This window comes from Brachybacterium ginsengisoli, from assembly GCF_002407065.1.
Lineage (GTDB): Bacteria > Actinomycetota > Actinomycetes > Actinomycetales > Dermabacteraceae > Brachybacterium > Brachybacterium ginsengisoli.
Window position 1 is genome coordinate 691,425 of the sequence record NZ_CP023564.1, and the last position, 23,537, is coordinate 714,961.

Sequence of the window (23,537 nt, forward strand, 5' to 3'; positions counted from 1 at the left end):
CTCAGCGTGCTGTGGGCCGCTCCGCGTCCGACGGCTCCGCGTCCGACGGGCTCGCGTCCGACGGGCTCGCCGTCACCAGCACCCCGGCACGATCCAGGTGGGGCAGCTCCTGCTGCAGCCTCTCCTCGATCCGGTCGACGAGCAGCTGTGAGCTCCCGACGCTGAGAGCCGGGTCGACCTGCACGCTCACCTCGGCCTCGAGGCGGTGCCCGATCCAGCGGGCGCGGGCGCCGCTCACGGCGAGGACGCCGGGAACGGCGGCGGCCGTCTCGATCCGGTCCAGGGTGCCGGGCTCGACGCCGTCCATCAGACGGTGGATGACCGTGCGCATCGAGCTGATCAGCACCAGGACCACCATCACGGCGATGCCGAGGCCGATCACGGGGTCGATCCAGGGCAGACCCATCCAGGCGCCGAGCACGCCGATGATCACGGCGAGCGAGGTCAGCGCGTCGGTGCGGGCGTGCTGGCCTTCGGCGATCAGCGCCGCGGAGCTGATGCGACGCCCGGCGCGGATCCGGTAGCGCGCGACCATCTCGTTCCCGGCGGCGCCGATGACGGCGGCGGCGAGCACCCAGCCCAGATGGGACATGTCCCGTGCTGTCGTCAGCGCGGTCACCGACTCCCACACGATCAGCGCCGCGGACAGCGCGATCACGGCACCGATCAGGAGCCCCGCCAGGTCCTCGGCGCGCCGGAAACCGTAGCTGTAGCGACGGGTGGGGATGCGGCGGCCCAGGCGGAAGGCGATGATCAGCGGGATCGTGGTGGCGAGATGGCCGAGGTTGTGGAGGGTGTCGGCCAGCAGCGCGACGGAACCGCTGAGGGCGACGATGACGATCTGGAGCAGCGCGGTGGCGCCCATGCCCGCCAGGCTGATCCAGGCGGCGCGGATCCCGATCGCGCTGGACTCCTCGGCGGTGCGGATCGCCTCGCCGTGGTCGTGGCTGTGCGGGGTCAGCGCGTGCCGGATCCGCGCCCAGGCGGAGGTGCAGTGGACGTGCTCGTGCGGATGGTCGTGTCCGTGTCCGTGTCCGTGTCCGTGTCCGTGTCCGTGTCCGTGTCCGTGGTCGTGGCTGTGATCGTGCCCGTGCCCGTGACTGTGCGGCCCGCCGTGATCGTGCCCGTGCCCGTGACTGTGCGGCCCGCCGTGATCGTGCTCGTCGTGGGGTCCGCCGGCAGGGGAGGGGGCGGGATGCTGGTGCTGGGAGGAGTCGGTCACCGCGTCAATGTATCTGCGTAGTCATGCAGATAGCAAGATCTGCGTAGAGTGGCCCCATGCATCCCACGCCTGTGCACCGGGTCCCGGACGACGAGCATGCGCAGATCGCCGCGAGCACCTTCCGCATGCTCGCGGACGCCACCCGCGTGAAGATCCTCTGGGCGCTCTTCGCCGAGGAATCCAGCGTGAACGCGCTCGCCGAGGCCGTCGGGGCGACTCCGGCGGCGGTGAGTCAGCACCTGGCCAAGCTGCGCCTCGCGGGGCTCGTGGAGAGCCGCAGGGAGGGCACCTTCGTCTTCTATCGGGCGTCGGACGCTCACGTGAGGCGGCTGCTCGCGGAGACCCTGTCCCATGCCGAGCACGTCACCGGCGCCGCGCAGGACGACGACCCGCACCGGTACTGAGCCCCGGATCGCGCGGCGGTCGCGAAGAGGACTGCGCTCTGCGGTGCGCGGGCATGAGAAAGGCCCCTCACCGAGGTGAGGGGCCTTTCCTGATGTGCGCCCGGAGGGATTCGAACCCCCAACCTTCTGATCCGTAGTCAGATGCTCTATCCGTTAAGCTACGGGCGCTTGCCAGCTGAACTGACCTGATCAACTCTAGCGGTCGAGTCCGACCGGCGCCAATCCGGGAGCCATGACCCTGCTCACACGGCTCCCGGATGGCTCATCCGAGGGGAGTCACCACCCCGGGTTCCGGGGCGGCTGCTGGCCCTGATCCGGCTGACCCCACTGCTGGCCGTCCTGCTGCCCACCGGGCTGCGACCAGGGCTGCTCGCCCTGCGGTGCGGTCGGCGGAGAGGCCTGACCCCACTGCTGGCCGTTCTGCTGCTCATCGGGGTGCGACCAGGGCTGCTGACCCTGCGGTGCGGCCGGCGGGGAGGCCTGACCCCACTGCTGGCCGTTCTGCTGCTCATCGGGGTGCGACCAGGGCTGCTGACCCTGCGGTGCGGCAGGCGGGGAGGCCTGACCGTTCTGCTGTCCGCCGGGCTGCGACCAGGGCTGCTGGCCCTGCGGTGCGGCCGGGGGAGAGGCCTGGCCCCACTGCTGGCCCTGCGGTGCGGCGGGAGCGGCGCCCGCTGCACCAGCGGCACCAGCGGCGCCCGCGGCGCCGTAGGCGGCGGGAGCGCCCGTCGACGAGGAGCCGCCGTTCTTGTTCCTGCGGGAGCGGATCACGAAGAAGACCACGGCCGCGAGGACGAGCAGGAGCAGGAACCCGAGCACCAGCACGATCACGATCACGATGACCCAGGGGAAGCCGCCCGCGTCCGCACGGATGTCGATGCCGTTGGCGTAGTCGTTGATGTCCGTGAAGGTCACGGAGTTGCCGTCGATCTCGCCGCCGGAGGCCTCGGTGACCTTGCCGGGGAAGGTGAAGGTCATGCGGAAGTCGAAGTCCAGATCCTCGCCGGAGGCGAGCTCGCTCGCGGACTCGTCGCCGCCCATCACCAGGTGGTACTCGCCATCCTCTTCGGTGAGGGTGAGGGCGTCGTCATAGTCGTCGCTGGTGATGACCCCGGTGACCACGCAGCCCCACTGGCCGTCCTTCTCGTAGGGGTCGACGGTGGGGGCGTCCTCGCCCAGCGAAGTCTCCCCCTCCATTCCCTCACAGAGCGCCTCGGGGGAGTCCCAGGTGCCTTCGGCGTACTCGGTGTCGAGCGCGAAGTCGAACGACGCGTTGATCGTGTCGACGTCCTGGATCTCGAAGTCGCCGTGGAGCTTCCCGCACCCGGCGAGCACCATGAGGAAGGGCAGGAGGAGGACGGCGACCAGACGCCGCCTGGTCGAGATGCTGTTCATGTGGGCCCCCATCGGACAGTTCGCTGCGGTCGGTGGACCGCGCCTGGAGGAGCAGCCTTCCGCCAGCCTACCGGGGCAGGGCCCCGCGCGCCGTGGGGAGGACTCCCCATGGCGACGCGGATACGGGCTCGTCTACTTCCAGAACATCAGCATGCCGCCGCCGACCATCAGCACGCCGAAGCCGGCGGCCAGGTTCCAGTCGCCGATCGGCAGCGGGAGCTGCCCCGAGGAGAGGTAGTAGGTGACCAGGTAGAGCAGGCCCAGGATGAGCAGCACCACGGCGGTGGGGGCCAGCCAGGACGGGGTCTGGCCGGCGGCGGCGACCCGTCGGCCGGTGCTGCGGGTGGACTCCGCCGCGGCCGCCTTCTTCACCGAGGTGGAGCGTGTGGAGTCCTTGGCCTTCTCGGCGACCTCGCCGCCCGTGGGTGCGGCCGCGTTCTTCCGGGCGGTGTTCTTCCGGGCCGCATCCTTCCCGGAAGCGGAGCGCTTGACAGGATCCTTGCCGGAGCGCGTGCGCGGCGCGGCGTCCTTCGCGTCGGCCTGTGCGTCGGCCGGGCGCTTCGCGCGCTTGCCCCGCCCGGTGGCGCGGGAGTCCTCGGTGGCCTTCGCCGTCGCGTCCTCGGAGCTCGCCTCGTCCGTCGTGTCGACGTCGGCTGCGGCGGCGCTCTCGTCGGCGGGCTCCTCGACCGGATCCGCTGCGGACTTCGCCGGGGCCGTGGCCTTCGCGTTCGACGTCGACCGTGCGGACGACTTCTTCCTGCTCCTGGCCATGAAACGGTGCTCCCTCGACGAGCCGGTGCGCGCGGCGCGCCGCGCGGGCCCGCGGGCGCGGACCTTGGCCTAGGGTAATGGTCGTCGAGCACGGGTGCGAAGTCAGGAGTCGCGATGGACGCAGAGGGCGAGGATCGCCGGCCCGCCCGGGCCGCGCGACGGCGCGGGCGCGTCGGGGTCGCGGCCGTGATGGTGCTGTGCGGGGTCCTGTTCGCGACCACCGCGAGGCTCTCCGGCGGAGGCTCCATCCGCGACGAGAGCAGCGACGTCGCCGGAGTGCTCGCCGAGCGCGGGCGCACGATCGAGCAGCTCACACAGGAGAACGAGGCCGCCCGCTCCGAGATCGACGCGCTGCGGGGACAGAGCGCAGGAGCCTCCACCGCCGAGCGCACCCAGGAGGTGGGGGATGTCGTCGGCCTCAGCGAGGTCAGCGGTCCCGCGCTGCGGATCACCCTCACCGACGCCCCCGGCAGCGCCCTGGGACGGGTCCCCGGCACCGAACCCGACGACCTCGTGGTCCACCAGCAGGATCTCGAGGCGTACATCAACGCGCTGTGGGCGGGCGGCGCCGAGGCGATGATGCTGCAGGACCAGCGGGTCATCAACGGCAGCGCCTTCCGGTGCGCCGGGAACACCCTGCTGCTCGAGGGCCGGGTCTACTCGCCGCCGTTCGTCATCACCGTGATCGGCCCGGTCGACGAGATGGACGCCGCCCTCGAGGCCGCGCCCGGGGTGGGCGTGTACCGCGAGTGGGTGGACCACGTGGGCCTCGGCGAGAAGGTCGAGACCCTCGAGACCACCACCCTGCCCGGCTTCGTCGGCTCCCTCACGCTCGATGCCGAGGTGGCCGGATGAGCCCGTCGCACCGCGCCGGGCGCCGCCGTGCCACCGGGCGGAACGGCGGGAGGTTCGGCGGGGCGATCGGGATCCTCGGGGAGCTGCTGCTCACCCTCGGGGCGCTGCTGGTGCTGTTCCTGGTCTGGCAGCTGTGGTGGACCGACGTGGTCGCAGATCGCGAGCAGGCCGGCATCATCGCGGGTCTCGAGGACGACTGGGGCCAGGTCGACGCCGACACCATCGCTCCACGACAGGACGGCCCGCCGCCCGTGCCCGAGACCCCGGAGGAGAACAAGGTCTGGGCCACGATGCACGTGCCCGCCTTCGACCGGGCCACGTTCCCGCTCGCGGAGGGCGTGGACCTCGAGCAGGTGCTCAACGTCAAGGGCGCCGGGCACTACCCGGGCACCGCCCTCCCCGGCGAGGACGGCAACGTCGCGATCGCGGGGCACCGCAACACCTACGGCCGGGTCTTCGAGGACATCGGCCGGCTGAAGAGCGGCGACCCGATCGTCGTGGAGACGGCCGACGCCTTCTACGTCTACAAGGTCACCGAGACGCACATCGTCACCCCGACGGACGTCGAGGTGATCGCCCCGGTCCCCGGGAAGCCCGGTGAGGAGCCCACGGAGCAGATGCTCACCCTGACCGCCTGCCATCCGATGTACTCCGCCCGCGAGCGGATCATCGTCCATGCGAAGTTCGCCTACTGGACGAAGCGGTCCGACGGGATCCCCGAGGCGCTCGCGGACGGCGCGACGGCGTCCGACGGCGGCCCCGCAGCATCCGACGGCGGCTCCGCGGACGTCGAGGAGGAGGACTGATGTACGCCTGGCTGTTCCGCCGTCTGCCCGGCCCGCTGTGGGTGCGGATACTGCTCGCCGTGCTGGTGGTGGCCGCACTCGTGGTGGCGCTGTTCGGCTGGGGCTTCCCGGCGCTCGCGCCCTACCTGCCCTTCGACGACGGCATGGTGGGCGCCACCGAGCCGCCCGATCCGGCGCGCTGACCGGCCTCAGCCGGCGGTCATCAGGGGCTTCAGCCCCGCGGAGCGCTCCTCGGCGTCGCGGCCGTCGCACAGCTCCAGGAAGCGCGCCAGCATCAGGTGCCCGTTCTCGGTGAGCACCGACTCCGGGTGGAACTGGACCCCGTGCAGGGGCAGCTCGCGGTGGGCGAGGCCCATCACCATGCCGTCGGCGGTGCGCGCGGTGACCTCGAGCTCCTCGGGGATCGTCTCCGGCACCACGGTCAGCGAGTGATAGCGGGTGGCGATCATGGGGGAGGGGGCGCCCGCGAAGACGCTCGCCCCCTCATGCGTGAGCTCGCTGGTGCGGCCATGCATGAGCTGCGGGGCGTGGTCCACGGTGGCGCCGTAGAACTGGCCCAGCGCCTGATGGCCGAGGCACACCCCGAGCATGGGCAGCTCGACCTCGGCGCAGCGGCCGATCACCTCGAGCGAGCGGCCGGCGGTGCTGGGGTTGCCTGGTCCGGGGGAGATCAGCACGCCGTCGAACCCGGTGAGGTCCACGGCGCCCGCGGCGTCCTGGGGCACCTCGTCGTTGCGCACCACGACCGTCTCAGCGCCCATCTGCTGCAGGTAGCCGACGATCGTGAAGACGAAGCTGTCGTAGTTGTCGACCACGAGGATCCGTGCGGCCGGGGTGGTCATCTCAGTCATTCCCATTGCCGCTCCCGTTGTCGTTCCCGCGTCCGAGCTTGCCCTGCGCGTTGCCCTCGCCGTTGCCGGGCTCGTCGCTCGGCTGGTCCGTGGAGGGATCCTCCGTGGTCTCGGTCGGCGACGGGGAGTCCGAGGGCTCCTCGGTCGGGGACGGCGTCTCGGTCGGCGTCGGCGTCGGCGTCTTGGTCGGCGTCGGTGTCGGCGTCGGAGTGGGCTTCGGGCCGGAGGACACGATGATGGTGATGGTGGAGCCGCGAGGAACCTGCTCGTTCGCGGGCGGATCCGTCTGGATCACCTGTCCCTCGGACACGGACTCGGAGCTCTCCGTCTTCGAGGTGGTGCCGAAGCCGGCGTCCTCGAGCACCTTCTGGGCGTCGGCGAGCGAGCGGCCCGTGACGTTGGGGACGGCGACCGGGCCCGGGGCCGCGGCGACCACGAGATCCACCGTGGAGCCGAAGCGGACCGTGCCGCTGTCCGACGTCGGGGTCTGGGAGAGCACGGTGCCGGGCTCGGTCTCGTCGTCCTCCCGCTCGGAGGGCTCGGGGACCTCGAAGCCGCGGGCCTCGAGGGTCTCCTTCGCCTTGTCGATGTCCGTGCCGACGACATCGGGGATCTCGACGTTGCCGGAGGCAAAGCGCACCTCGACCGGGGAGCCCTTCTCGACGTTCGCGCCGCCCTGCGGCGAGGTGCTCGCCACGGTGCCCGCCTCCTGCGGGACATCCTCCGTGTCGCCCTCGGTCATCGTCAGCCCGGCGTCCTCGAGCGCCTTCTGGGCCTCCTCGCGGGACTTGCCCTGGAGGTCGTCGGGAACGGTCGTGGCCCCGGCTCCGCCGGAGACGGTCACCTCGACCTTCGACCCGACCGGGACCTCGGTGCCCTCGGGCGGATCGGTGTCGATGACGCTGCCCGCCTCGACATCAGGGTTCTCCGCCGTGACGAAGGTCGGCTCGAGGCCGGCGTCGCGCAGGGCCGCCCGGGCGTCGTCCTGGGAGTCGCCGGAGACGGCCGGGATCGCCACCATCTCAGGGCCCTGGTCCCAGGGCTTGGTGATCGCGAGCGCGGCGGCGACGAGGCCCAGCACGGCGAGGATCACCAGGATGATCAGCCACCAGGGTCGACGACGCTTCTCGTCGTCCTCCACCACGACCTCCTCGGCCGGGTGCAGGGCGAGCGGTCCCGTGCTGGGCGTGGTGGCGGAGAGCCCGCCCCAGCTCCGTGCGGCCAGCCCCGCGGCACCCGCGGCACCACCCGCCGCGCCCATCGCGGGCAGGGCCTCGGTGGCGTCGCCGACCGGCCCGAGCACCGTGGTGGCCTCGGGATCGTCGCCTGCGGGGACGGCGCCTCCGGCGAGGTTCGGGGCCCGGCCGGAGACCACGGCGGCGATGTCGCGGGAGAAGGCCACCGCGCTCGGGTAGCGCTGCTCGCGGTCCTTGGTCAGGCCGGTGAGGATCACCGCGTCCAGAGGAGGGGTGATCGCCGGGTTGTAGGCCGAGGGCGGATGCGGCTCCTCGCGCACGTGCTGGTACGCGATGGAGACCGGGGTGTCGCCGGTGAACGGCGGGCGACCGGTGAGCATCTCGAACATCACGCAGGCCGCGGAGTAGATGTCGGAGCGGGCGTCGACCAGCTGGCCGCGGGCCTGCTCCGGGGAGAGGTACTGGGCGGTGCCCATCACGGCCTGGGTCGCGGTCATCGCGCTGGTGGCGTCGGCGATCGCGCGGGCGATGCCGAAGTCCATCACCTTCACGGCGCCGGCCTCGTCGATCATGATGTTGCCGGGCTTGATGTCCCGGTGCACGATCCCGGCGCGGTGCGAGTACTCCAGGGCGCTCAGCAGCGCGGCCATGATCTCGCCGGCCTGCGCGGCGGGCATCGGGTTCTCCGGATCGATGTACTCGCGCAGAGTCCTGCCCTGGACGTACTCCATCACGATGTAGGGGATCGTGATCTCGGCCCCGGTGATCGTGCTCTGCTGCTCCTCGCCGGTGTCGTACACGGCGACGATGGAGGGATGGTTCAGGGAGGCGGCGCTGTGCGCCTCGCGCCGGAAGCGCTCCTGGAAGCTGGCGTCCCGGGCGAGGTCCGAGCGCAGCACCTTGACGGCGACGGTGCGATGCAGACGGGTGTCCTCCGCGAGGAACACCTCCGCCATGCCACCGGTGCCGAGGATCTTCCCCAGGCGGTATCTCCCGCCCAGGACCACGCTGTTCTCGCTCACTCCACACCCGTCCTCATGCCATGGTCGACCCCGACCGATCCGACCATCGTAGTTCCTGACGGCGTGTCAGCCGCTGCGACGTGAGCCATCTCCGGCACGCCCGGGAGGCCCTCGGCGCCGAGCGGCAGCAGGCCCAGCCCGCCCGCGACCGCGGCGATGATCGCCACGACCACCAGCAGGAGCAGCACCAGCCCGGGCAGCGACATCCCGCCCACCTTGCGACCGGTCGTGGAGGTGCCGCGCACCGTCCGCGACGAGGTCGCGGTGTCGACGCCGTCGAAGGCGGCGATCCCTGCCGGGCGCCTGCCCGAGCCGCTCCCGCTGTCCCCGGCATCGCGCGGCGGCGACGAGGGGGAGGACGCCGAGCGGGCGGAGTCCGCCGAGCTCGCGGACAGGCTCGAGCTCGCGGAGAGGGCCGAGCTCGCCGACAGGCCGGGGCTCGCCGCGCGCGCCGTCCGCGCCGAGCGGTGCGGGGCGGACCCGGCGGAGGCGGCGGAGAGCGCTGAGGGGCCGGAGGCCCCGGAGCGGTGACGGATCCCGCGGCCCCGGCCGGACAGCGGCAGAGGCATGGCGGCGGTGCGGGTGCCGGTGGGCGAGGCTCCGGGCCGACGCTCGGCGGGCGAGGATCCCGCGGCGCCCCGACCCTCGTCGCTGCGGCGATCCGCTCCGGGCTGGACCCGGTTCTCCCCGGTCCAGTCGTGGTCGGCGACCTTCGTCAGCGGGATCGCGCCGGTGCTGAAGCGCGGCTCGACGCCCCGCTGGACCGCCTCGAGGATCCGCGACACGGCCGCGGCGGAGCGCGGGCGGTTCGCCGGCGCCTTGGCCAGCATCATCATCACCAGGCGGCGCAGATCGGCGTTGATCGCCTCGGGCAGCGCCGGCGGCTGCTGCTTGACCTGGGCCATCGCGATCTCCACCTGGCTCGAGCCGGTGAAGGGACGCTTGCCCACCAGCATCTCGTAGCCCACGATGCCCAGCGCGTAGATATCCGAGAGAGAGGTGGCCTGCTTGCCCATCGCCTGCTCGGGGGAGAGGTACTGGGCGGTGCCCATCACCAGGCCGGTCTTGGTCAGCCGTGCCTGGTCCTTGCTGCGCGCGATCCCGAAGTCGGTGATCTTCATGGCCCAGTCGTTCTTCTGGTCGACCAGGATGTTCTCGGGCTTCACATCGCGGTGGACGACGCCCTTGGAGTGAGCGGCGTCCAGCGCGCGGGCGAGCTCGACCAGCAGCGCGACGACCCGCTTCTCGGGCAGGCCGCCGGGGTTCTCCTCGATGATGTCCGAGAGCGGACGGCCCGGGCAGAGCTCCATCACGATGTACGCGCGGCCGTCGAGCTCGCCGTAGTCGTAGAGCGCGGCGATCCCGTCATGGGAGAGGGCCGCGGTGTGGCGCGCCTCGGCGCGGAAGCGCTTGAGGAAGCCCTCGTCGCCCGCGTACTCCTCGCGCAGCACCTTGATCGCGACCTCGCGCTCGAGCTCCTGGTCGAGACCCTTCCAGACCTGACCCATCCCGCCGGTGGCGATCAGCGAGGTCAGCTCGTAGCGTCCTTCGAGCACGAGTCCTGGTTCTGTCTTCACGGCTTGATCACCGCCTCCATCACGTCCTTGGCGATCGGCGCCGCGGTCTGCGAGCCGTATCCGCCTTCCTCCACCACGACCGCCACGGCGATCTTGCGGTCTCCCTGCTGTGCATAGCCCACGTACCAGGAGTGCGGGGCCCGGCCCTCGCCCCATTCGGCGGTGCCGGTCTTGCCGCCCACCTCGACGCCCGGGATCGCCGCGGCGGTGCCGGTGCCGTCCTCGACCACGCCCACCATCATCGTGCGCATCTCGGCGGCGTTGGCCGCGCTGAGCGGCTGCCCGACCTCCTTCGGGGTGAGCTCGGCGACCGTGGACAGGTCGCTCGTGCGCACGGCGTCGACGAGCTGCGGCTGCATGACCACGCCGTCGTTCGCGAAGGCGCCGGCCACCATCGCCATCTGCAGCGGCGTCACCCGGGTCTCGTACTGCCCGATCGAGGAGGACGCGATCTGGGCGTCGTCCATCCCCTCGCCCATCGTCGACGGGGTCACCGACATCGGGATCTCCTGGCGCTGTCCGAAGCCGAAGCCCTCGGCGGTCTCGCGCAGCTGGTCCTCGCCCAGGTCCACCCCGAGCATCGCGAAGGAGGTGTTGCAGGACTGGCGCAGGGCGTCGGCCAGGGTGGAGGCGTCGTCGGGCCCGCAGGCCTCGGTGTTCCCCCCGGCGTGGTTGTTCATCACCGCGGAGGAGTTCGGCAGGGTCCAGGTGCCCGGGCCCGGGATCTCGGAGTCGGCGGTGTACTTGCCGGACTCCAGGGCGGAGGCCGCCACGACGAGCTTGAAGGAGGAGCCCGGCGGGTAGAGGTCACCGCCGATCGCACGGTTGGTCAGCGGCCGGTCGGGGTCCTCGTTGAGCTCGGTCCAGGCGTCCTGCACGGACGCCCGGTCATGGGAGGCGAGCCGGTTCGGGTCATAGCTGGGGGCGGAGACCATGGCCAGCACGGCGCCGGTCTCCGGATCGAGCGCGACCACGGCGCCGCGGCGTCCGTCCAGCGCGTTCCAGGCGGCCTCCTGGGCTCCGGCGTCGAGCGTGAGGTCGACGGTCGCGCCCTGTCCCTGACGGCCCGAGAGGATGTCGGAGATGCGGTGGTAGAACAGCGCGTCGGCCTCGCCCGAGAGGGTGTCGTTCAGCGAGCGCTCGACGCCGGTGAAGCCGTACAGCACCGAGTAGTACCCGCTGACGGGGGCGTACATCTGGCCGGGGTCGTAGGTGCGCAGGTAGCCGTAGGTGTCGTCCGAGGTCTCCGAGAGCGCGATCGGATGGCCGTCCACCACGATCGCGCCGCGATGGCGGCCGTACTCGTTGTAGAGGGTCCGATCGTTCTGGCTGTGGGCGTTCAGACGATCCTTGGCGACCACCTGGAAGTAGGTGGTCGAGGTGAACAGCAGCACGAAGAGCACGCTGATCACGAGCCAGACATGGCGCAGCGGCCGGTTCATGCACCCACCTCCTGGGGGCGAGGTCCGGCAGGAGTCCCGGCGCCGGGGACCTGCTGGGCGGCGGGACGCCGGGCGGCGTCGGAGAGCCGCACCAGGATCCCGGCGATGATCCAGTTGCACACCAGAGAGCTGCCGCCCGCGGCGAGGAAGGGGAGGGTCAGGCCGGTCAGCGGGATCACCCGGGTGACGCCTCCGACGACCACGAAGACCTGCAGCGCCATCACGAACCCGAGGCCGCCGGCCAGCAGCGTGCCGAAGCCGTCGGAGATGCCCACGGCGGCGCGCAGCGCCCGCTGCACGAGCAGCAGGTAGAGCAGCAGCAGCGCGAAGGCGCCGACCATGCCGAGCTCCTCGGCGAAGGAGGAGAAGATGAAGTCGGACTCGGCATGGGGGACCACGTCGGGTCGGCCCTCGCCGAGACCGGCGCCGGTGAGGCCGCCGTTGGCGAGGCCGAAGAGGCCCTTCGCCACCTGCTCGCAGCTGCCGTAGTTCTCGGACGAGAGCGGGTCGAGCCAGCACTTGATGCGGACTTTGACGTGCCCCATCTGGGTGGCGGCGAAGATCGCCGGAGGCAGGAACATCACGGCCCCGATCACCAGCCAGCTGAGCCGGTCGGTGGCGACGTACAGCATCGCCACGAAGAGGCCGAAGAACATCAGCGAGGTGCCGAGGTCCGTCTGGAAGACGAGCACGGCCATCGCGAAGCCCCAGGCCACCAGGATGGGACCGAAGTCCGACCAGCGCGGCAGGTGGATGCCCAGCACCTTCGGGCCGGCGAGCGCGAGGGTGTCGCGCCGGGAGACCAGGTAGCCGGCGAAGAAGATGGCGAAGGCGATCTTCGCCAGCTCCGCGGGCTGGAAGCTGAATCCGGCGATGCTGATCCAGATCTTCGAGCCGTTGCGGTCCGCGCCGATCACGGGGGTGAGCGGGAGCAGCAGCAGCACGGCGCCGGCCACGGCGCTGATCCAGGTGTAGCGGCGCAGTCGACGGTGATCGCGCAGCAGGACCAGCACGGCGACGCACAGGAGCACCCCCAGCACCGCCCACAGCATCTGTCGGTCGGCGCTCGCCGAGGTACGGATCCCGTAGACCTGGTTCGCGGAGTGGACCGACTCGATCATCGTGATGCCCAGCAGGTTCAGCAACACCACCACCGGAAGGATCACGGGATCCGCGTAGGGGGTCCGCCACATCACGGCGATCTGCAGGACGAGGGCGAGGACGGCGGCGCCGATCCCGAACCCCATCAGGCCGTCGGGCAGCTCGTCGAAGCGGCCCAGGCCCACGAGTGCATAGGCGCCCACCCCGATGACCACCGCGGAGACCAGCAGCAGCGCCTGGGTGAGACGGCGCGGGCGCGCGGTGTAGGAGACGATCGTGGCCACTACGTGCCCTCGCCCTCATCAGGGGTGGGGGTGCCGCCGCCGTCGGAGGCGCCGCCCGCGTCCGAGGCTCCGCCGGAGTCGGAGGCGCCGCCGGCGTCCGACGGGGCGGGGGCGGGAAGCGGCTGGTTCGAGATCGAGACCTGTTCGAGGCGGTCGATGATCTGGTCGGCGGAGCTCCGGTCGGAGGCCGTGATGGTGCTCTGGACCTGCTGACGGGTCACCTCGGGGAGGTCCGCGAGGGCGATGTCGGTGACCTCGACCGGCTCGGACATCGAGATCGGTCCCAGGTCCTGGGAGAGGCCCTGGTAGAGCACCACGTTGGTGCCATCGGTGCCGACGTAGAACTGACGCTGCGACCAGGCGTATCCGGCCCAGAGCACACCGCCGAGCAGCGCGATCAGGAGCATCATGACCACCAGCACCGGCCAGGGGCTGCGTCGAGGGGGCTCCTCCGAGGAGAAGTCGTCGTCCTCGTAGGGGACGGCGGGCTCCTCCCGGGTGAGCGCGGCCGCCTTGGCGGCGGGGCCGGAGGCGGCCGTGGGGGCGTGGCGGTTCCGGGCCGCGGAGCCGACGATCTGCGGGGTGGTGGACGGGGCCTCGACGCCGCGCGGCAGCTCCTCGAGGTCGATCACGTCCGCGACGATGCAGGTGATGTTGTCCGGTCCGCCGCCCTTGAGGGCCAGCTGGATCAGCTCCTCGGCGCACTCGCCGGGGTCCTCGAAGTCCGTCAGGGCAGCACCGATGGTGTCCAGGGAGACCAGGCCGGAGAGCCCGTCGGAGCACAGCATCCAGCGGTCCCCGGGATGCGCGGGGCGCAGCGAGAGGTCCAGCTCCGGATCCGCGTCGACGTCGCCGAGCACGCGCATCAACACCGACCGCTGGGGGTGGCGCTCGGCCTCCTCCTCGGTGAGCCGCCCCTCGTCCAGCAGGCGCTGCACGAAGGTGTGGTCCTTGGTGATCTGGGTGGCCTCGCCGTCCCGCAGCAGGTAGGCGCGGGAGTCGCCGATGTGGGCGAGGGCGAACTTGCCCTCGGCCCGCAGCATCGCGGTGATGGTGGTGCCGAGTCCCCGCAGCTGCGGCTCGTCGCGGGCGCGGCGCAGGATCTCCTGGTTCGCCTCGAGCACGCTCTCCTCGAGGGTGGCGACGATGTCGGAGGCGGGGGTCTCGGAGTCCAGCTGGGCCAGGTGGCCGATCGCCACGGAGGAGGCGACGTCGCCCCCGGCGTGGCCGCCCATGCCGTCGGCGACCACCAGCAGGTGGCTGCCGGCGTAGCCGGAGTCCTGGTTGTTGGACCGCACGAGGCCGACGTCGGAGCGGGCGGCGTACCGCAGAGCGATGCTCATCGCGGACCTCGTCTCAGTTCGATCTCGGTGCGGCCGATCCGCACCTGGGCGCCCGGGCGGAACGGGACGGCGCCCTCGATCCGGTTGCCCGACACCAGGGTGCCGTTGGTCGAGCCCAGATCCTCCACCATCCACTCGCCGTCGCGCTGGAACACGCGGGCGTGGCGGTTGGAGGCGTAGTCGTCGTCGAGCACGAGGGTGCACTCGGGGGCCCGTCCGATGAGGATCGGGGTGGATCCCAGGGACAGCGAGGTCCCGCGCAGGGGACCGGCGGTGACCACCATCGCGGCCTGGGTGACCTCGGGATCCGTGCGCAGGCGCGAGGGGTCCGCGTCGGCGCCTCCGCCGGCGAGCGGGCCCGAGGCGGGTCGCTGCTCGCGCCGCGGGTCGCGGCTGGAGCGGGTGACCACGGTGGTGCCGAAGAGGTCGCTGCGCAGCACCAGCACCACGACGATCACGAAGATCCACAGCGCCAGCACGAAGCCGAGGCGCAGTGCGACCAGTGTCAGTTCGCTCATGGGGCGTTCACCAGCCGGCCGTGCCGGCGGCGGGCAGCAGGACGGTCATCCGGGTGCGGCCGATCTTGACCAGCGAGCGGTCCTGGAGCGCCACGGGGGTGCGGATCCGCTCCCCGTCGACGAAGGTGCCGTTGGTGGAGCCGAGGTCGGTGGCGACGAGCGTCGAATCGGGGTCGGTGCGCAGCTCGAGGTGGTGCCGGGAGACGCCGGTGTCCTCGAGGATGATGTCGGCATCGCCGCCGCGGCCGATCACGGTCACGGGACCGGTCAGCAGGTACTGCTGGCCGTCGATCTCGATGATCGGGCTCCCGCCGGACCCCGACTGGGCGGCATCGGTGGCGGGCGCGACGCTGCCGCGCTCGGTGCGCGACTCGGTCTCGAACCGGCCCTGTCGCACCTCGTCGTCCTGGTCCAGGGTCACCGTGACGCCGCCGACGAACATGTAGCGCTGCTTGTCGGCATGCTCCATGAGCACCCGCTGCAGCTCGTCGAGCAGGGTGTCCTGCCAGGAGCTGAAACGCTCGAAGTCCTGAGGGTGCAGGTAGATGCAGTAGATGTTGGGCGCCAGGGTCCGCGTGCGGTCCAGCACCTGGATCTGGTCATCGCACTCGCGCTTGAGCCCCTGCGCCAGGTCGAGCGGCTTCAGCTGCCCACGACCGGGCGAGAAGACGCTCGTCACGCCGCGATCGAGGCCGCGCTCGATCCGATCCAAGATCCCCACGGTGGTCCTTCGCTCTCGCTGTGGCTGACAGGTGGGAGCGGCCGTACGAGGACGATGTCGATGCTGGATCGACGGCTCGCCCGGTGAGGCTGCTCGCCCACTGATCGTATCGCGGGAGCAGGTCGTTCCCGGGCTGGACGGGCGGGGAGGCGGCAAGGGAATCGTGCAGGGCTGGTGAAGAGGCCGGCGCCGATCGCCGACGCGCGAGGGGCCCGGCGCGACCGGATGGACGCGCCGGGCCCCGGAGGGTCCTGCGGGTCTCAGTAGATGAGCACCCGACGACCCTTGACGAACCAGCTGCCGCCGGACCAGAGGAGGTCGGAGGCGCCGACGGAGATCCGGGCGCAGCCGTGCGAGGCCGGATAGGGCGGGATCGAGTTCGATCCATGGATCGCCCAGCCGCGGTCGTAGTAGGCGGGGCGGTAGAGGTTGCCCAGCGGGCCGTTCTGCCATCCCGAGGAGTACAGGCTGTAGATCCTGAAGTCGCCGCGGGGCGTGGTGGCGGTCTTCCATCGGCCGCCGGAGTAGTAGCGCTCGCCGCTTCCGGTCGAGGTGTTGAGGACGTAGGCCAGCTTCCCGCGGTTGGTCGCGATGAGCAGCTGGCGGCTGAGGTCGATCTCGAAGCCGACCGAGCTGGTCATCTTCCGCCGGGGCTGGACTCCCCGGGCGATCGCGTCCCTCGTCTTCGCGCCGACGACGCCGTCGCGCGTCAGGCCTGCGGCCTTCTGCAGGGCGAAGACGGCCTGCTCGGTGGTGTGCCCGAAGCTGCCGTCGGCCCTGCCGCACCAGTACTTCAGGGAGGCCAGGTCGCGCTGCAGCGTCGTGACGGCGGTGCCCCTGTCCCCGCGCCGCAGCACACCGGCCGCCTGCGCTCCGGTCATGCCCAGGAGCATCCCTGCGCTCAGCGTGCCGGCTCCGATCAGGAGGGTGCGGCGGGGCGTCCCGGCGGCGGGTGGTCTCAGATCCAGGTGGTCATCGGACGTGCGGGTCATCGGTGGTCTCCCCCGTGAAGTGTGTCCTGCCGAAGGCGGCAGGTGACCATCCTTGCCGCACCAAGAGATGGTAAACAAGAGTAAAAGTGTGCAGGTCGCGAGGTTTCTAGTCGGTAGTCAGAAACATCCCAGGCGAGGGCGACAATCCGGACATGTCACGATTTCGTCACGACAGGTCGGGGTGATGGGCGCCGGTCCGTGCGCGCCTCCGTGTGCGATATTTGAGGCGTGGAGACCGAGAACGCCCCCGAGATCCCCATCGACGTCGACTTCGGCTGTGCGCTGGGGGTCTCCGATGCAGAAGGCCCCCTGCACGTCCAGGGCGGGGAGGCGCGGGTCTGGGACCTCGCCAGCGTCTCCAAGCCGCTCACCGCCCTCGGCGTGCTGGTCGCCGTGGAACGCGGACTGGTCGACCTCGACGAGCCCGCCGGGCCCGAGGGATCCACCGTGCGTCATCTGCTCGCCCACACCGCCGGCTACGCCTTCGACGGCGACGAGGTGGTCGGGGCCGTCGGCGCGCGACGCATCTACTCCAACACCGGCTTCGAGGTCCTCGCCGTCCATGTCGAGCACTCCACCGGCTACGACATGGCCGACTGGCTCGAGCAGACCGTCATCCAGGGACTGGACCTCGTGGACGTCGAGGTGACGGGGTCGCCCGCCGCCGGCTACCGCGGCTCGATCCGCGACCTGCTGGCCGTGGGAAGGGAGCTGCTCGCGCCCACCCTCCTCTCCGAGGATCTCTGGCGCGAGGCGCGCACGGTCCAGTTCCCGGGGCTGGCGGGGATCCTGCCCGGCTACGGGCGCCAGAAGCCCAACGACTGGGGTCTGGGCTTCGAGATCCGCGACGGGAAGAGCCCCCACTGGACCGGAGCCGGCTCGTCCCCCGAGACCTTCGGCCACTTCGGGCAGTCCGGCTCGTTCCTCTGGGTGGATCCGGTCGCGGGCCTCACCGGCGCCTTCCTGGGCGAGGCCCCCTTCGGGTCCGAGCACGTGCGCGTGTGGCCGGGGCTGACCGATGCGATGCTGGACCGCTTCGGGCCCGGAGCGGCGCGATGACCTCGGGGCGTGACGCGGGGGAGAGCTCGCTGGACGTGCTGGACGAGTTCGGCTTCGAGGCCGCCGCGATCGTGCTCGGCCCCGAGGGGGAGCGGGCCCGCCGCGGGGACGTCGGGAGGATCCGTCCCTGGCGCTCGGTGACCAAGGTGCTCACCGGTCTCGGGGCGACCATCGCCCTGCAGGAGGGGAGGGTGGACCTCGAGGACCCCGCCGGCCCGCCCGGCTCCACCCTGCGGCATCTGCTCGCGCACGCCTCGGGCTACTTCTACGAGTCGGAGAGCACCCTGCAGGCCCCGGGCCTGCGCCGGCACTACTCCAACTACGGCATCGACGAGGCCGCGCGCCATGTCGAACGGGCGCTGGGCCGGGACTTCGGCGGCTGGATCCAGGAGCGGGTGGCCGACCCTCTGGGGATGCGCGGCCTGGACTGGACCGGCTCGCCCTCCGTCGGCGCGCACGGCGCGCTCACCGATCTCGCGCTCCTCGCCGCCGAGCTGCTGCGGCCCACCCTCCTCGAGGAGCGGTGGTGGGCGGAGATGACCGGCGTGCAGCTGCCCGAGCTGGTGGGCATCATGCCCGGCTTCGGCAAGCAGACCCCGAACCCCTTCGGCCTCGGCATCGAGGTGCGCGGCGAGAAGACCCCGCACTGGACCGGGGCGGGCAACAGCCCCGCGACCGTGGGGCACTTCGGGATGCTGGGCACCGCCTTCTGGGTGGACCCGACGGCCGATCTCGCGCTGGTGATCGGCACCTCGCACGACTTCTGCGACGCCCACCGCACGGTCATGCCGCGCCTCGCCGACGCCGTCCTGGCCGAGCACGCCTGATCGGACGCCCCGCCGGGCCCCGGCTCAGGCGTTGTGCACCAGCGGACCGGCAGGCTCCCGCCAGCCCGCGAGCACCTCGAGCATCTGCACCAGGCGCACCGTGGCCGTCACGTCGTGCACCCGCAGCATGCGGGCCCCGTGCTGCACCGCCCAGGCCGCGGCCGCGAGCGAGCCCTCCAGACGCTCCTCCTTGGGCAGCCCCAGGGACTCGCCGACGACGTCCTTCCTGCTCAGCGCCGCCAGCAGCGGCAGCCCGAAGGCGGCGAACTCGTCCAGGGAGCGCAGCAGCTCGAGGGTCTGCACGGTGCTCTTGTTCAGATCCGGGCCCGGATCCAGCACGATCTGCTCCCGGGGAACCCCGGCGGCCAGGGCTTGCTCGAGACGGTCGGCGAGGAACGCCCGCACCTCGCCCACCACGTCGTCGTACTGCGGGCGGGGGAGCGGCCGACGGGGCGCCGCCGCCGAATGCGTGAGGACCAGCGAGGCGCCGGTGCCGGCGACGGCGTCGGCCATCTCCGGGTCGGAGAGCCCGGTGGTGTCGTTGATCAGGTCCGCGCCAGCGGCGACGGCGGATCGCGCGACCTCCGCATGGAAGGTGTCGACCGAGAGCAGCACGTGCGGCGGCAGCTGCTCGCGCAGCGCGGCGAGCACCGGCACCACCCGATCGATCTCCTCGGCCACCGGCAGCGGGTCACCGGGAGCGAACTTCACCCCGCCGACGTCCACGAGGTCGGCGCCCTCCTGGCCGGCCCGGAGCCCGGCGGTGACCGCGGAGTCCAGTCCCCAGGTGCGGCCCTCGTCGAAGAAGGAGTCGCGGGTGCGGTTCACGATGGCCATCACGAGCACCCGGCGCGAGGTGTCGGGAAGGGGGCGCGGAGCGTCCAGCAGGGTCCCGGGGGCGAGGGATAGGGTGGAATCCGACCAGGGGGTCCGACCTGCAGAGCGCTCGTCGTCCGCTGTGTTCATGGTCCGTTCCTCCGCAGTTCAGGCCGGGTCCCTCTGTCTTTGAGGGGCGCCCGACCTGGACTACGTTAGGAGCGCACAGCAAGTAGCACAATCCGGCTGCGGCGCACCTCGCACGCCGGCACCAGGACCTGATGGAGGACTCACGAGATGAAGATCGTCGTCGCCGGCGGAGATGGATTCTGCGGCTGGCCCACTGCCCTGTATCTCTCGCAGAAGGGCCACGACGTCACCATCGTGGACAACCTGGTGCGCCGTGAGATCGATGTGGAGCTGGGCTCCAACTCGGTGACCCCGATCCTCGAGCTCGAGGAGCGCGTGGCGGTCTGGAAGGAGGTCTCCGGCAAGGACATCGCCGTGCGGATCGCGGACCTCACGGACTATGACGCGGTCGCAGCGATCTTCCAGGAGATCCAGCCCGAGTCCTTCGTGCACTTCGCCGAGCACCGCTCCGCGCCCTACTCGATGATCGACCGCGAGCACGCGATCGAGAACCACCGCAACAACGTCGAGGGCACGCTGAACGTGCTGTGGGCGATCAAGGACTTCGCTCCCGACTGCCACCTCGTCAAGCTCGGCACCATGGGCGAGTACGGCCAGCCGAACATCGACATCGAGGAGGGCTGGATCGAGATCGAGCACAAGGGCCGCAAGGACCGTCTGCCGTTCCCGAAGGCCCCCGGCTCCTTCTACCACCTCACCAAGGTGCACGACAGCGACAACATCATGTTCGCCTGCCGCATCTGGGGCATCCGCGCCACCGACCTCAACCAGGGCGTCGTCTACGGCCTCGAGACCGACGAGACCCGCCTGGACCCGCGCCTGGTCAACCGCTTCGACTACGACGCGGTGTTCGGCACGGCGCTGAACCGCTTCCTCATCCAGGCGGCCATCGGCCACGACCTCACCGTCTACGGCAACGGCTCCCAGACCCGCGGCTACCTGGACATCCAGGACACCGTGCGCTGCATCGAGATCGCCTGCGAGAACCCGGCCGACCGCGGCGAGTTCCGCGTCTACAACCAGTTCACCGAGCAGTTCTCCGTGAAGGAGCTCGCCGAGAAGGTGCAGAAGGTCGGCAAGGACCTCGGCCTCGACGTCCAGCTCGCGACCACGGAGAACCCGCGCGTGGAGAAGTACGACCACTACTACAACGCGGTCAACACCAACCTCCTCTCGCTGGGCCTCGAGCCGCATCTGCTGACCGACGAGCACCTCACCGAGGTCCTCCAGGTCGCCCTGGCCAACACCGACCGCGTCCAGCGCGAGCTGGTCATGCCCACCGTCACCTGGAAGTGAGCATCCTTCCGTGAAGATCGCGATCGTCACGGAGACCTTCCTGCCCTCCGTCGACGGCGTGGTGACCAGGCTGCGCCACGCCGTCGAACGGTTCACCGATCTCGGGCACGAGGTCATGGTGATCGCCCCCGAGCTCGGGGTCACCGAGCACCACGGGGCACGGGTGGTGGGCATCCGCCCGGTGACCCTGCCGTTCTACAAGCACCGGCGCTTCACCCTCCCGAGCCCGAACGTGGACGGCATCATCCGCGGCTTCCACCCGGACGTGGTCCACGCCGCCCAGCCGATCCTGCTGGCCTCCTCGGGCGCCTACGCCGCTCATCGCCAGCGGATCCCGCTGGTGGCCAGCTATCACACCCACATCCCGCGCTACCTGGACCTCTACCGCGCCTACCGCTGGGGCAAGCCCGCGGTGTGGTGGCAGATCAAGCGCAACCACGCCCTCGCCGACGTCAACATCGCGACCTCCGAGACGATGAAGGCGGAGCTGGAGGAGAAGGGGATCCGGAACCTGCACGTGGTCAGCCGCGGCGTGGACACGCAGACCTTCCATCCGCGCTTCGCCTCGAGCGCGATGCGCGAGCGCCTCACCGAGGGGCATCCGGAGAAGAAGCTGCTGGTGTTCGTGGGCCGGCTCGCGGCGGAGAAGGAGATCCATCGCCTGCGGCCGATGATGGAGCGCCGCGACGACGTGGCGCTCGCGATCGTGGGCGACGGCCCCTACCGGCGCGAGCTCGAGCAGCTCTTCGCCGGCACCTCGACCCTGTTCCCCGGCTTCATGGAGGGGGAGGAGCTCGCGAGCGCCTTCGCGAGCGCCGATGCCTTCGTCTTCCCCTCGGTCACCGAGACCCTGGGCCTGGTGATCCTCGAGGGCATGGCCTCCGGCCTCCCCGTGGTGGCCGCCCGCTCGGGGCCGACGATGGAGCAGGTCACCGACGGGGTGAACGGCCTCCTGTTCGACTCCGGGGACGAGGCGAGCCTGGACGCGGCGCTGACCCGGCTCGGCGACGGCGCGCTGCGCGGGAGCATCCGCGAGGCCGCCCGGGCCGAGGCCGAGAAGTTCTCCTGGGAGAACGCCTCGGACGATCTGCTGCGCTACTACGAGATGGCGATCGAGCAGCACGGATGAGCACCGGTCCCGATCCGGCGCTCGCCGCGGTCCCGACCGCGTCCCTCGCCACGCCTCGTCCCGTGGTCCTCGAGAACGACCGCGTGCGGCTCGAGCCGCTGGGACCCCAGCACGTCGAGGGCCTGCAAGCGGCGGTGGCCGACGGCGAGATCTGGCGGATCCCCTTTGCGCCCCACGTTCCCGCGCCCGATCAGGTCGCCGAGCGGGTCGCGGCCCAGTGCGCCTCGGACGAGGCAGGGACCACGGTGTCCTGGGCGGTGATCGACCGGACCGACGGCCGGATCGTCGGCCACACGACCTACCTGAACATCTCGCGCCGCGACCGCAGGCTCGAGATCGGCACGACCTACCTCGCGGCCTCCGCCCAGCGCACCGGGATCAACGCGGCGATGAAGCTCGCCCTGCTCGCCCACGCCTTCGAGGAGCTGGGCTGCCTGGGCGTGGAGTTCAGGGTGCACCATCTGAACACCGCCTCCCGCCGCGCCGTCGAGCGCCTCGGCGCCCAGCAGGACGGCATCCTGCGCGCGCACCGGATCATGCCCGACGGCACCCTGCGCCACACCGTCGTCTACTCGATCCTGGCGTGGGAGTGGAGCGGGGCGAAGGCGTCGCTCGAGCATCGTCTGCGGCGCTGAGCACTGCGCCGATGCTCGCCCTGGACCGTGCGCTCGGCGACCGCGAGGCGGACGCGCTCAGCATCCTGGCGGCGCAGCTGTCCTGACGGGACCGTCAGGACGGACCGAGGCCCGGCCCCGCGCAGTGCGGGACCGGGCCTCGGTGGTGCGGATCGTCCGGATCAGCGGAAGGTGACGAACCCGGTCGGGTTGCCCCAGATCTCGCGCTCGACGACCTGCTGCTGGGAGCCGGAGGCGTCGATGATCTGGCCGTCGCCGGCGTAGATCGCGACGTGGCCGGGCCAGGTCACGAGGTCGCCCGGCTGGGCCTCGGACTGCGAGATGCTGCGTCCCTGCGCGGCCAGCTCGCTGCTGGTGCGCGGCACGTCGATGCCCGCGGCGCCGTAGGCGTAGGCCACGAGGCCCGAGCAGTCCATGCCGCTCAGCGAGGAGCTGCCCCAGGAGTAGGGGGTGCCGATGGCGGACTGGGCGGCGGCCACGATGGCGGAGCCGCTCGAGGAGGTGGAGCTCGCCGGCACGGCGGTGGCGCCCGCGGCGGTCCCGGCCGCGCCGGAGTCGGCCGAGCCGCCGAGCGCGCCCTGGGTCGCGGAGCCCACGACGCCGTCGACCGCGAGGCCGCTCTCGCCCTGGAAGTCGATGACCGCGTCATGGGTCATGGAGCCGAAGTACCCGGTGACGGGGAGGTCGGCGCCCTGCTCGTTGAGCGCGGACTGCAGGGCCTCGACGGCCTCGCCCGAGTCGCCCTGGCGGAGCGTCTGCGAGGACGACGAGGAGGAGTCCTGCGCGACGTTCTCGACCGGCGCGGAGGTCGCGGTGACCGCGGCCTCGTCGGAGCCGGCGAGCTCCGTGTCGTTGGCCATCGCCGAGGTGCCGCCCGCGAAGGCGGTGCCGGCGAGGATGGTGCCGAGCACGGCGCTGCCGCCCACGGCACGGGCCGCGCGTCGGCTGCTGGTGAGCGGGGTGACGGCGCGGCCGGCGGCGCGGTGCGTGTTCATGGTGGTCATGGGGGGTCCTGTCCTTCGGTCGTGCTGGTGGTCTGTCGTGCTCTGGTGGCGTGTCCCGTGGCGCTGCTCCGGGGGAGCGAAGGGGCCCTGCTGGGCCGGTTCCCACAGCCGGGGCGTCCGG

The 23,537-nt window shown here is 71.5% G+C and carries 23 protein-coding genes and 1 tRNA gene; 9 read left to right on the forward strand and 15 right to left on the reverse strand.

Going from position 1 to position 23,537, the window contains the following annotated elements; translation table 11 throughout:
* Position 1: 1 nt before the first annotated feature.
* Positions 2-1,222, reverse strand: coding sequence for a cation diffusion facilitator family transporter (locus CFK41_RS02945; protein WP_096798331.1), 1,221 nt, complete (start codon positions 1,220-1,222; stop codon positions 2-4).
* 56 nt (positions 1,223-1,278) lie between these two features.
* On the opposite strand from CFK41_RS02945, the gene CFK41_RS02950 reads away from it, so the two are divergent.
* Positions 1,279-1,626, forward strand: coding sequence for an ArsR/SmtB family transcription factor (locus tag CFK41_RS02950; protein WP_096798332.1), 348 nt, complete (start codon positions 1,279-1,281; stop codon positions 1,624-1,626).
* A gap of 95 nt (positions 1,627-1,721) precedes the next feature.
* On the opposite strand, the gene CFK41_RS02955 is transcribed toward CFK41_RS02950, so the two are convergent.
* From CFK41_RS02955 to CFK41_RS17700, 3 genes are all read right to left on the reverse strand, one after another.
* Positions 1,722-1,794: transfer RNA gene (locus CFK41_RS02955), tRNA-Arg, on the reverse strand.
* A gap of 108 nt (positions 1,795-1,902) precedes the next feature.
* Positions 1,903-3,021: an LppM family (lipo)protein gene (locus CFK41_RS02960; RefSeq protein ID WP_151904654.1), complete on the reverse strand. Its 1,119-nt coding sequence runs from the start codon at positions 3,019-3,021 to the stop codon at positions 1,903-1,905.
* A 132-nt stretch (positions 3,022-3,153) separates the two neighbouring features.
* Positions 3,154-3,792: a cell division protein CrgA gene (locus CFK41_RS17700; protein WP_151904655.1), complete on the reverse strand. Its 639-nt coding sequence runs from the start codon at positions 3,790-3,792 to the stop codon at positions 3,154-3,156.
* Positions 3,793-3,906: 114 nt separating this feature from the next.
* On the opposite strand from CFK41_RS17700, the gene CFK41_RS02970 reads away from it, so the two are divergent.
* The 3 genes from CFK41_RS02970 to CFK41_RS02980 are packed head-to-tail and all read left to right on the forward strand — an operon-like array spanning position 3,907 to position 5,635.
* Complete coding sequence (locus CFK41_RS02970) at positions 3,907-4,647, forward strand: DUF881 domain-containing protein (protein WP_096798333.1); 741 nt, start codon at positions 3,907-3,909, stop codon at positions 4,645-4,647.
* Complete coding sequence (locus CFK41_RS02975) at positions 4,644-5,453, forward strand: class E sortase (RefSeq protein ID WP_096798334.1); 810 nt, start codon at positions 4,644-4,646, stop codon at positions 5,451-5,453. The genes CFK41_RS02970 and CFK41_RS02975 overlap by 4 nt, the downstream gene beginning before the upstream one ends.
* Positions 5,453-5,635: a hypothetical protein gene (locus CFK41_RS02980; protein WP_096798335.1), complete on the forward strand. Its 183-nt coding sequence runs from the start codon at positions 5,453-5,455 to the stop codon at positions 5,633-5,635. The genes CFK41_RS02975 and CFK41_RS02980 overlap by 1 nt, the downstream gene beginning before the upstream one ends.
* Positions 5,636-5,641: 6 nt before the next feature.
* On the opposite strand, the gene CFK41_RS02985 is transcribed toward CFK41_RS02980, so the two are convergent.
* From CFK41_RS02985 to CFK41_RS03025, 9 genes are all read right to left on the reverse strand, one after another.
* Positions 5,642-6,295, reverse strand: a complete 654-nt coding sequence (locus CFK41_RS02985) for an anthranilate synthase component II (RefSeq protein ID WP_407641146.1) — start codon at positions 6,293-6,295, stop codon at positions 5,642-5,644.
* Position 6,296: 1 nt separating this feature from the next.
* Positions 6,297-8,522, reverse strand: coding sequence for a Stk1 family PASTA domain-containing Ser/Thr kinase (pknB, locus tag CFK41_RS02990; RefSeq protein WP_096798337.1), 2,226 nt, complete (start codon positions 8,520-8,522; stop codon positions 6,297-6,299).
* Complete coding sequence (locus CFK41_RS02995; RefSeq protein WP_096798338.1) at positions 8,519-10,099, reverse strand: serine/threonine-protein kinase; 1,581 nt, start codon at positions 10,097-10,099, stop codon at positions 8,519-8,521. Before CFK41_RS02995 ends, pknB begins: the two co-directional genes overlap by 4 nt.
* Positions 10,096-11,541: a peptidoglycan D,D-transpeptidase FtsI family protein gene (locus CFK41_RS03000; RefSeq protein WP_096798339.1), complete on the reverse strand. Its 1,446-nt coding sequence runs from the start codon at positions 11,539-11,541 to the stop codon at positions 10,096-10,098. Before CFK41_RS03000 ends, CFK41_RS02995 begins: the two co-directional genes overlap by 4 nt.
* The gene (locus CFK41_RS03005) at positions 11,538-12,926 is read right to left on the reverse strand and encodes an FtsW/RodA/SpoVE family cell cycle protein (protein ID WP_096798340.1); all 1,389 of its coding nucleotides are present in this window, start codon (positions 12,924-12,926) and stop codon (positions 11,538-11,540) included. The genes CFK41_RS03000 and CFK41_RS03005 overlap by 4 nt, the downstream gene beginning before the upstream one ends.
* Positions 12,926-14,269 (reverse strand): Stp1/IreP family PP2C-type Ser/Thr phosphatase, encoded by a 1,344-nt coding sequence (locus tag CFK41_RS03010; protein WP_096798341.1) that lies wholly within the window; start codon positions 14,267-14,269, stop codon positions 12,926-12,928. The genes CFK41_RS03005 and CFK41_RS03010 overlap by 1 nt, the downstream gene beginning before the upstream one ends.
* Positions 14,266-14,787, reverse strand: coding sequence for an FHA domain-containing protein FhaB/FipA (locus CFK41_RS03015; protein ID WP_096798342.1), 522 nt, complete (start codon positions 14,785-14,787; stop codon positions 14,266-14,268). Before CFK41_RS03015 ends, CFK41_RS03010 begins: the two co-directional genes overlap by 4 nt.
* A 7-nt stretch (positions 14,788-14,794) precedes the next feature.
* Positions 14,795-15,508 (reverse strand): FhaA domain-containing protein, encoded by a 714-nt coding sequence (locus CFK41_RS03020; RefSeq protein WP_096798343.1) that lies wholly within the window; start codon positions 15,506-15,508, stop codon positions 14,795-14,797.
* Between the two features lie 260 nt (positions 15,509-15,768).
* Positions 15,769-16,500, reverse strand: a complete 732-nt coding sequence (locus CFK41_RS03025) for a L,D-transpeptidase family protein (RefSeq protein ID WP_096798344.1) — start codon at positions 16,498-16,500, stop codon at positions 15,769-15,771.
* Positions 16,501-16,728: 228 nt separating this feature from the next.
* Between CFK41_RS03025 and CFK41_RS03030 the strand changes: the two genes are divergently transcribed.
* A complete protein-coding gene (locus CFK41_RS03030; RefSeq protein WP_096798345.1) occupies positions 16,729-17,559 on the forward strand; it encodes a serine hydrolase domain-containing protein in 831 nt (276 codons plus the stop codon).
* A complete protein-coding gene (locus tag CFK41_RS03035) occupies positions 17,556-18,386 on the forward strand; it encodes a serine hydrolase domain-containing protein (protein ID WP_096798346.1) in 831 nt (276 codons plus the stop codon). The genes CFK41_RS03030 and CFK41_RS03035 overlap by 4 nt, the downstream gene beginning before the upstream one ends.
* A gap of 24 nt (positions 18,387-18,410) precedes the next feature.
* On the opposite strand, the gene folP is transcribed toward CFK41_RS03035, so the two are convergent.
* Positions 18,411-19,352, reverse strand: a complete 942-nt coding sequence (gene folP, locus CFK41_RS03040) for a dihydropteroate synthase (protein ID WP_096798347.1) — start codon at positions 19,350-19,352, stop codon at positions 18,411-18,413.
* Between the two features lie 147 nt (positions 19,353-19,499).
* Between folP and CFK41_RS03045 the strand changes: the two genes are divergently transcribed.
* From CFK41_RS03045 to CFK41_RS03055, 3 genes are read left to right on the forward strand one after another with little or no spacing between them, the layout of a single operon-like run.
* Complete coding sequence (locus tag CFK41_RS03045; protein WP_096798348.1) at positions 19,500-20,648, forward strand: NAD-dependent epimerase/dehydratase family protein; 1,149 nt, start codon at positions 19,500-19,502, stop codon at positions 20,646-20,648.
* A 10-nt stretch (positions 20,649-20,658) separates the two neighbouring features.
* Positions 20,659-21,777, forward strand: a complete 1,119-nt coding sequence (locus tag CFK41_RS03050) for a glycosyltransferase family 4 protein (protein ID WP_096798349.1) — start codon at positions 20,659-20,661, stop codon at positions 21,775-21,777.
* On the forward strand, positions 21,774-22,412 hold the full coding sequence (locus CFK41_RS03055) for a GNAT family N-acetyltransferase (protein WP_096798350.1): 639 nt from the start codon (positions 21,774-21,776) through the stop codon (positions 22,410-22,412). The genes CFK41_RS03050 and CFK41_RS03055 overlap by 4 nt, the downstream gene beginning before the upstream one ends.
* 161 nt (positions 22,413-22,573) lie before the next feature.
* Here CFK41_RS03055 and CFK41_RS03060 read toward each other — a convergent pair whose 3' ends face one another.
* Entirely contained in the window at positions 22,574-23,416 is an 843-nt protein-coding gene (locus CFK41_RS03060; protein ID WP_096798351.1) for a C40 family peptidase, read from the reverse strand.
* Between the last annotated feature and the right edge of the window lie 121 nt (positions 23,417-23,537).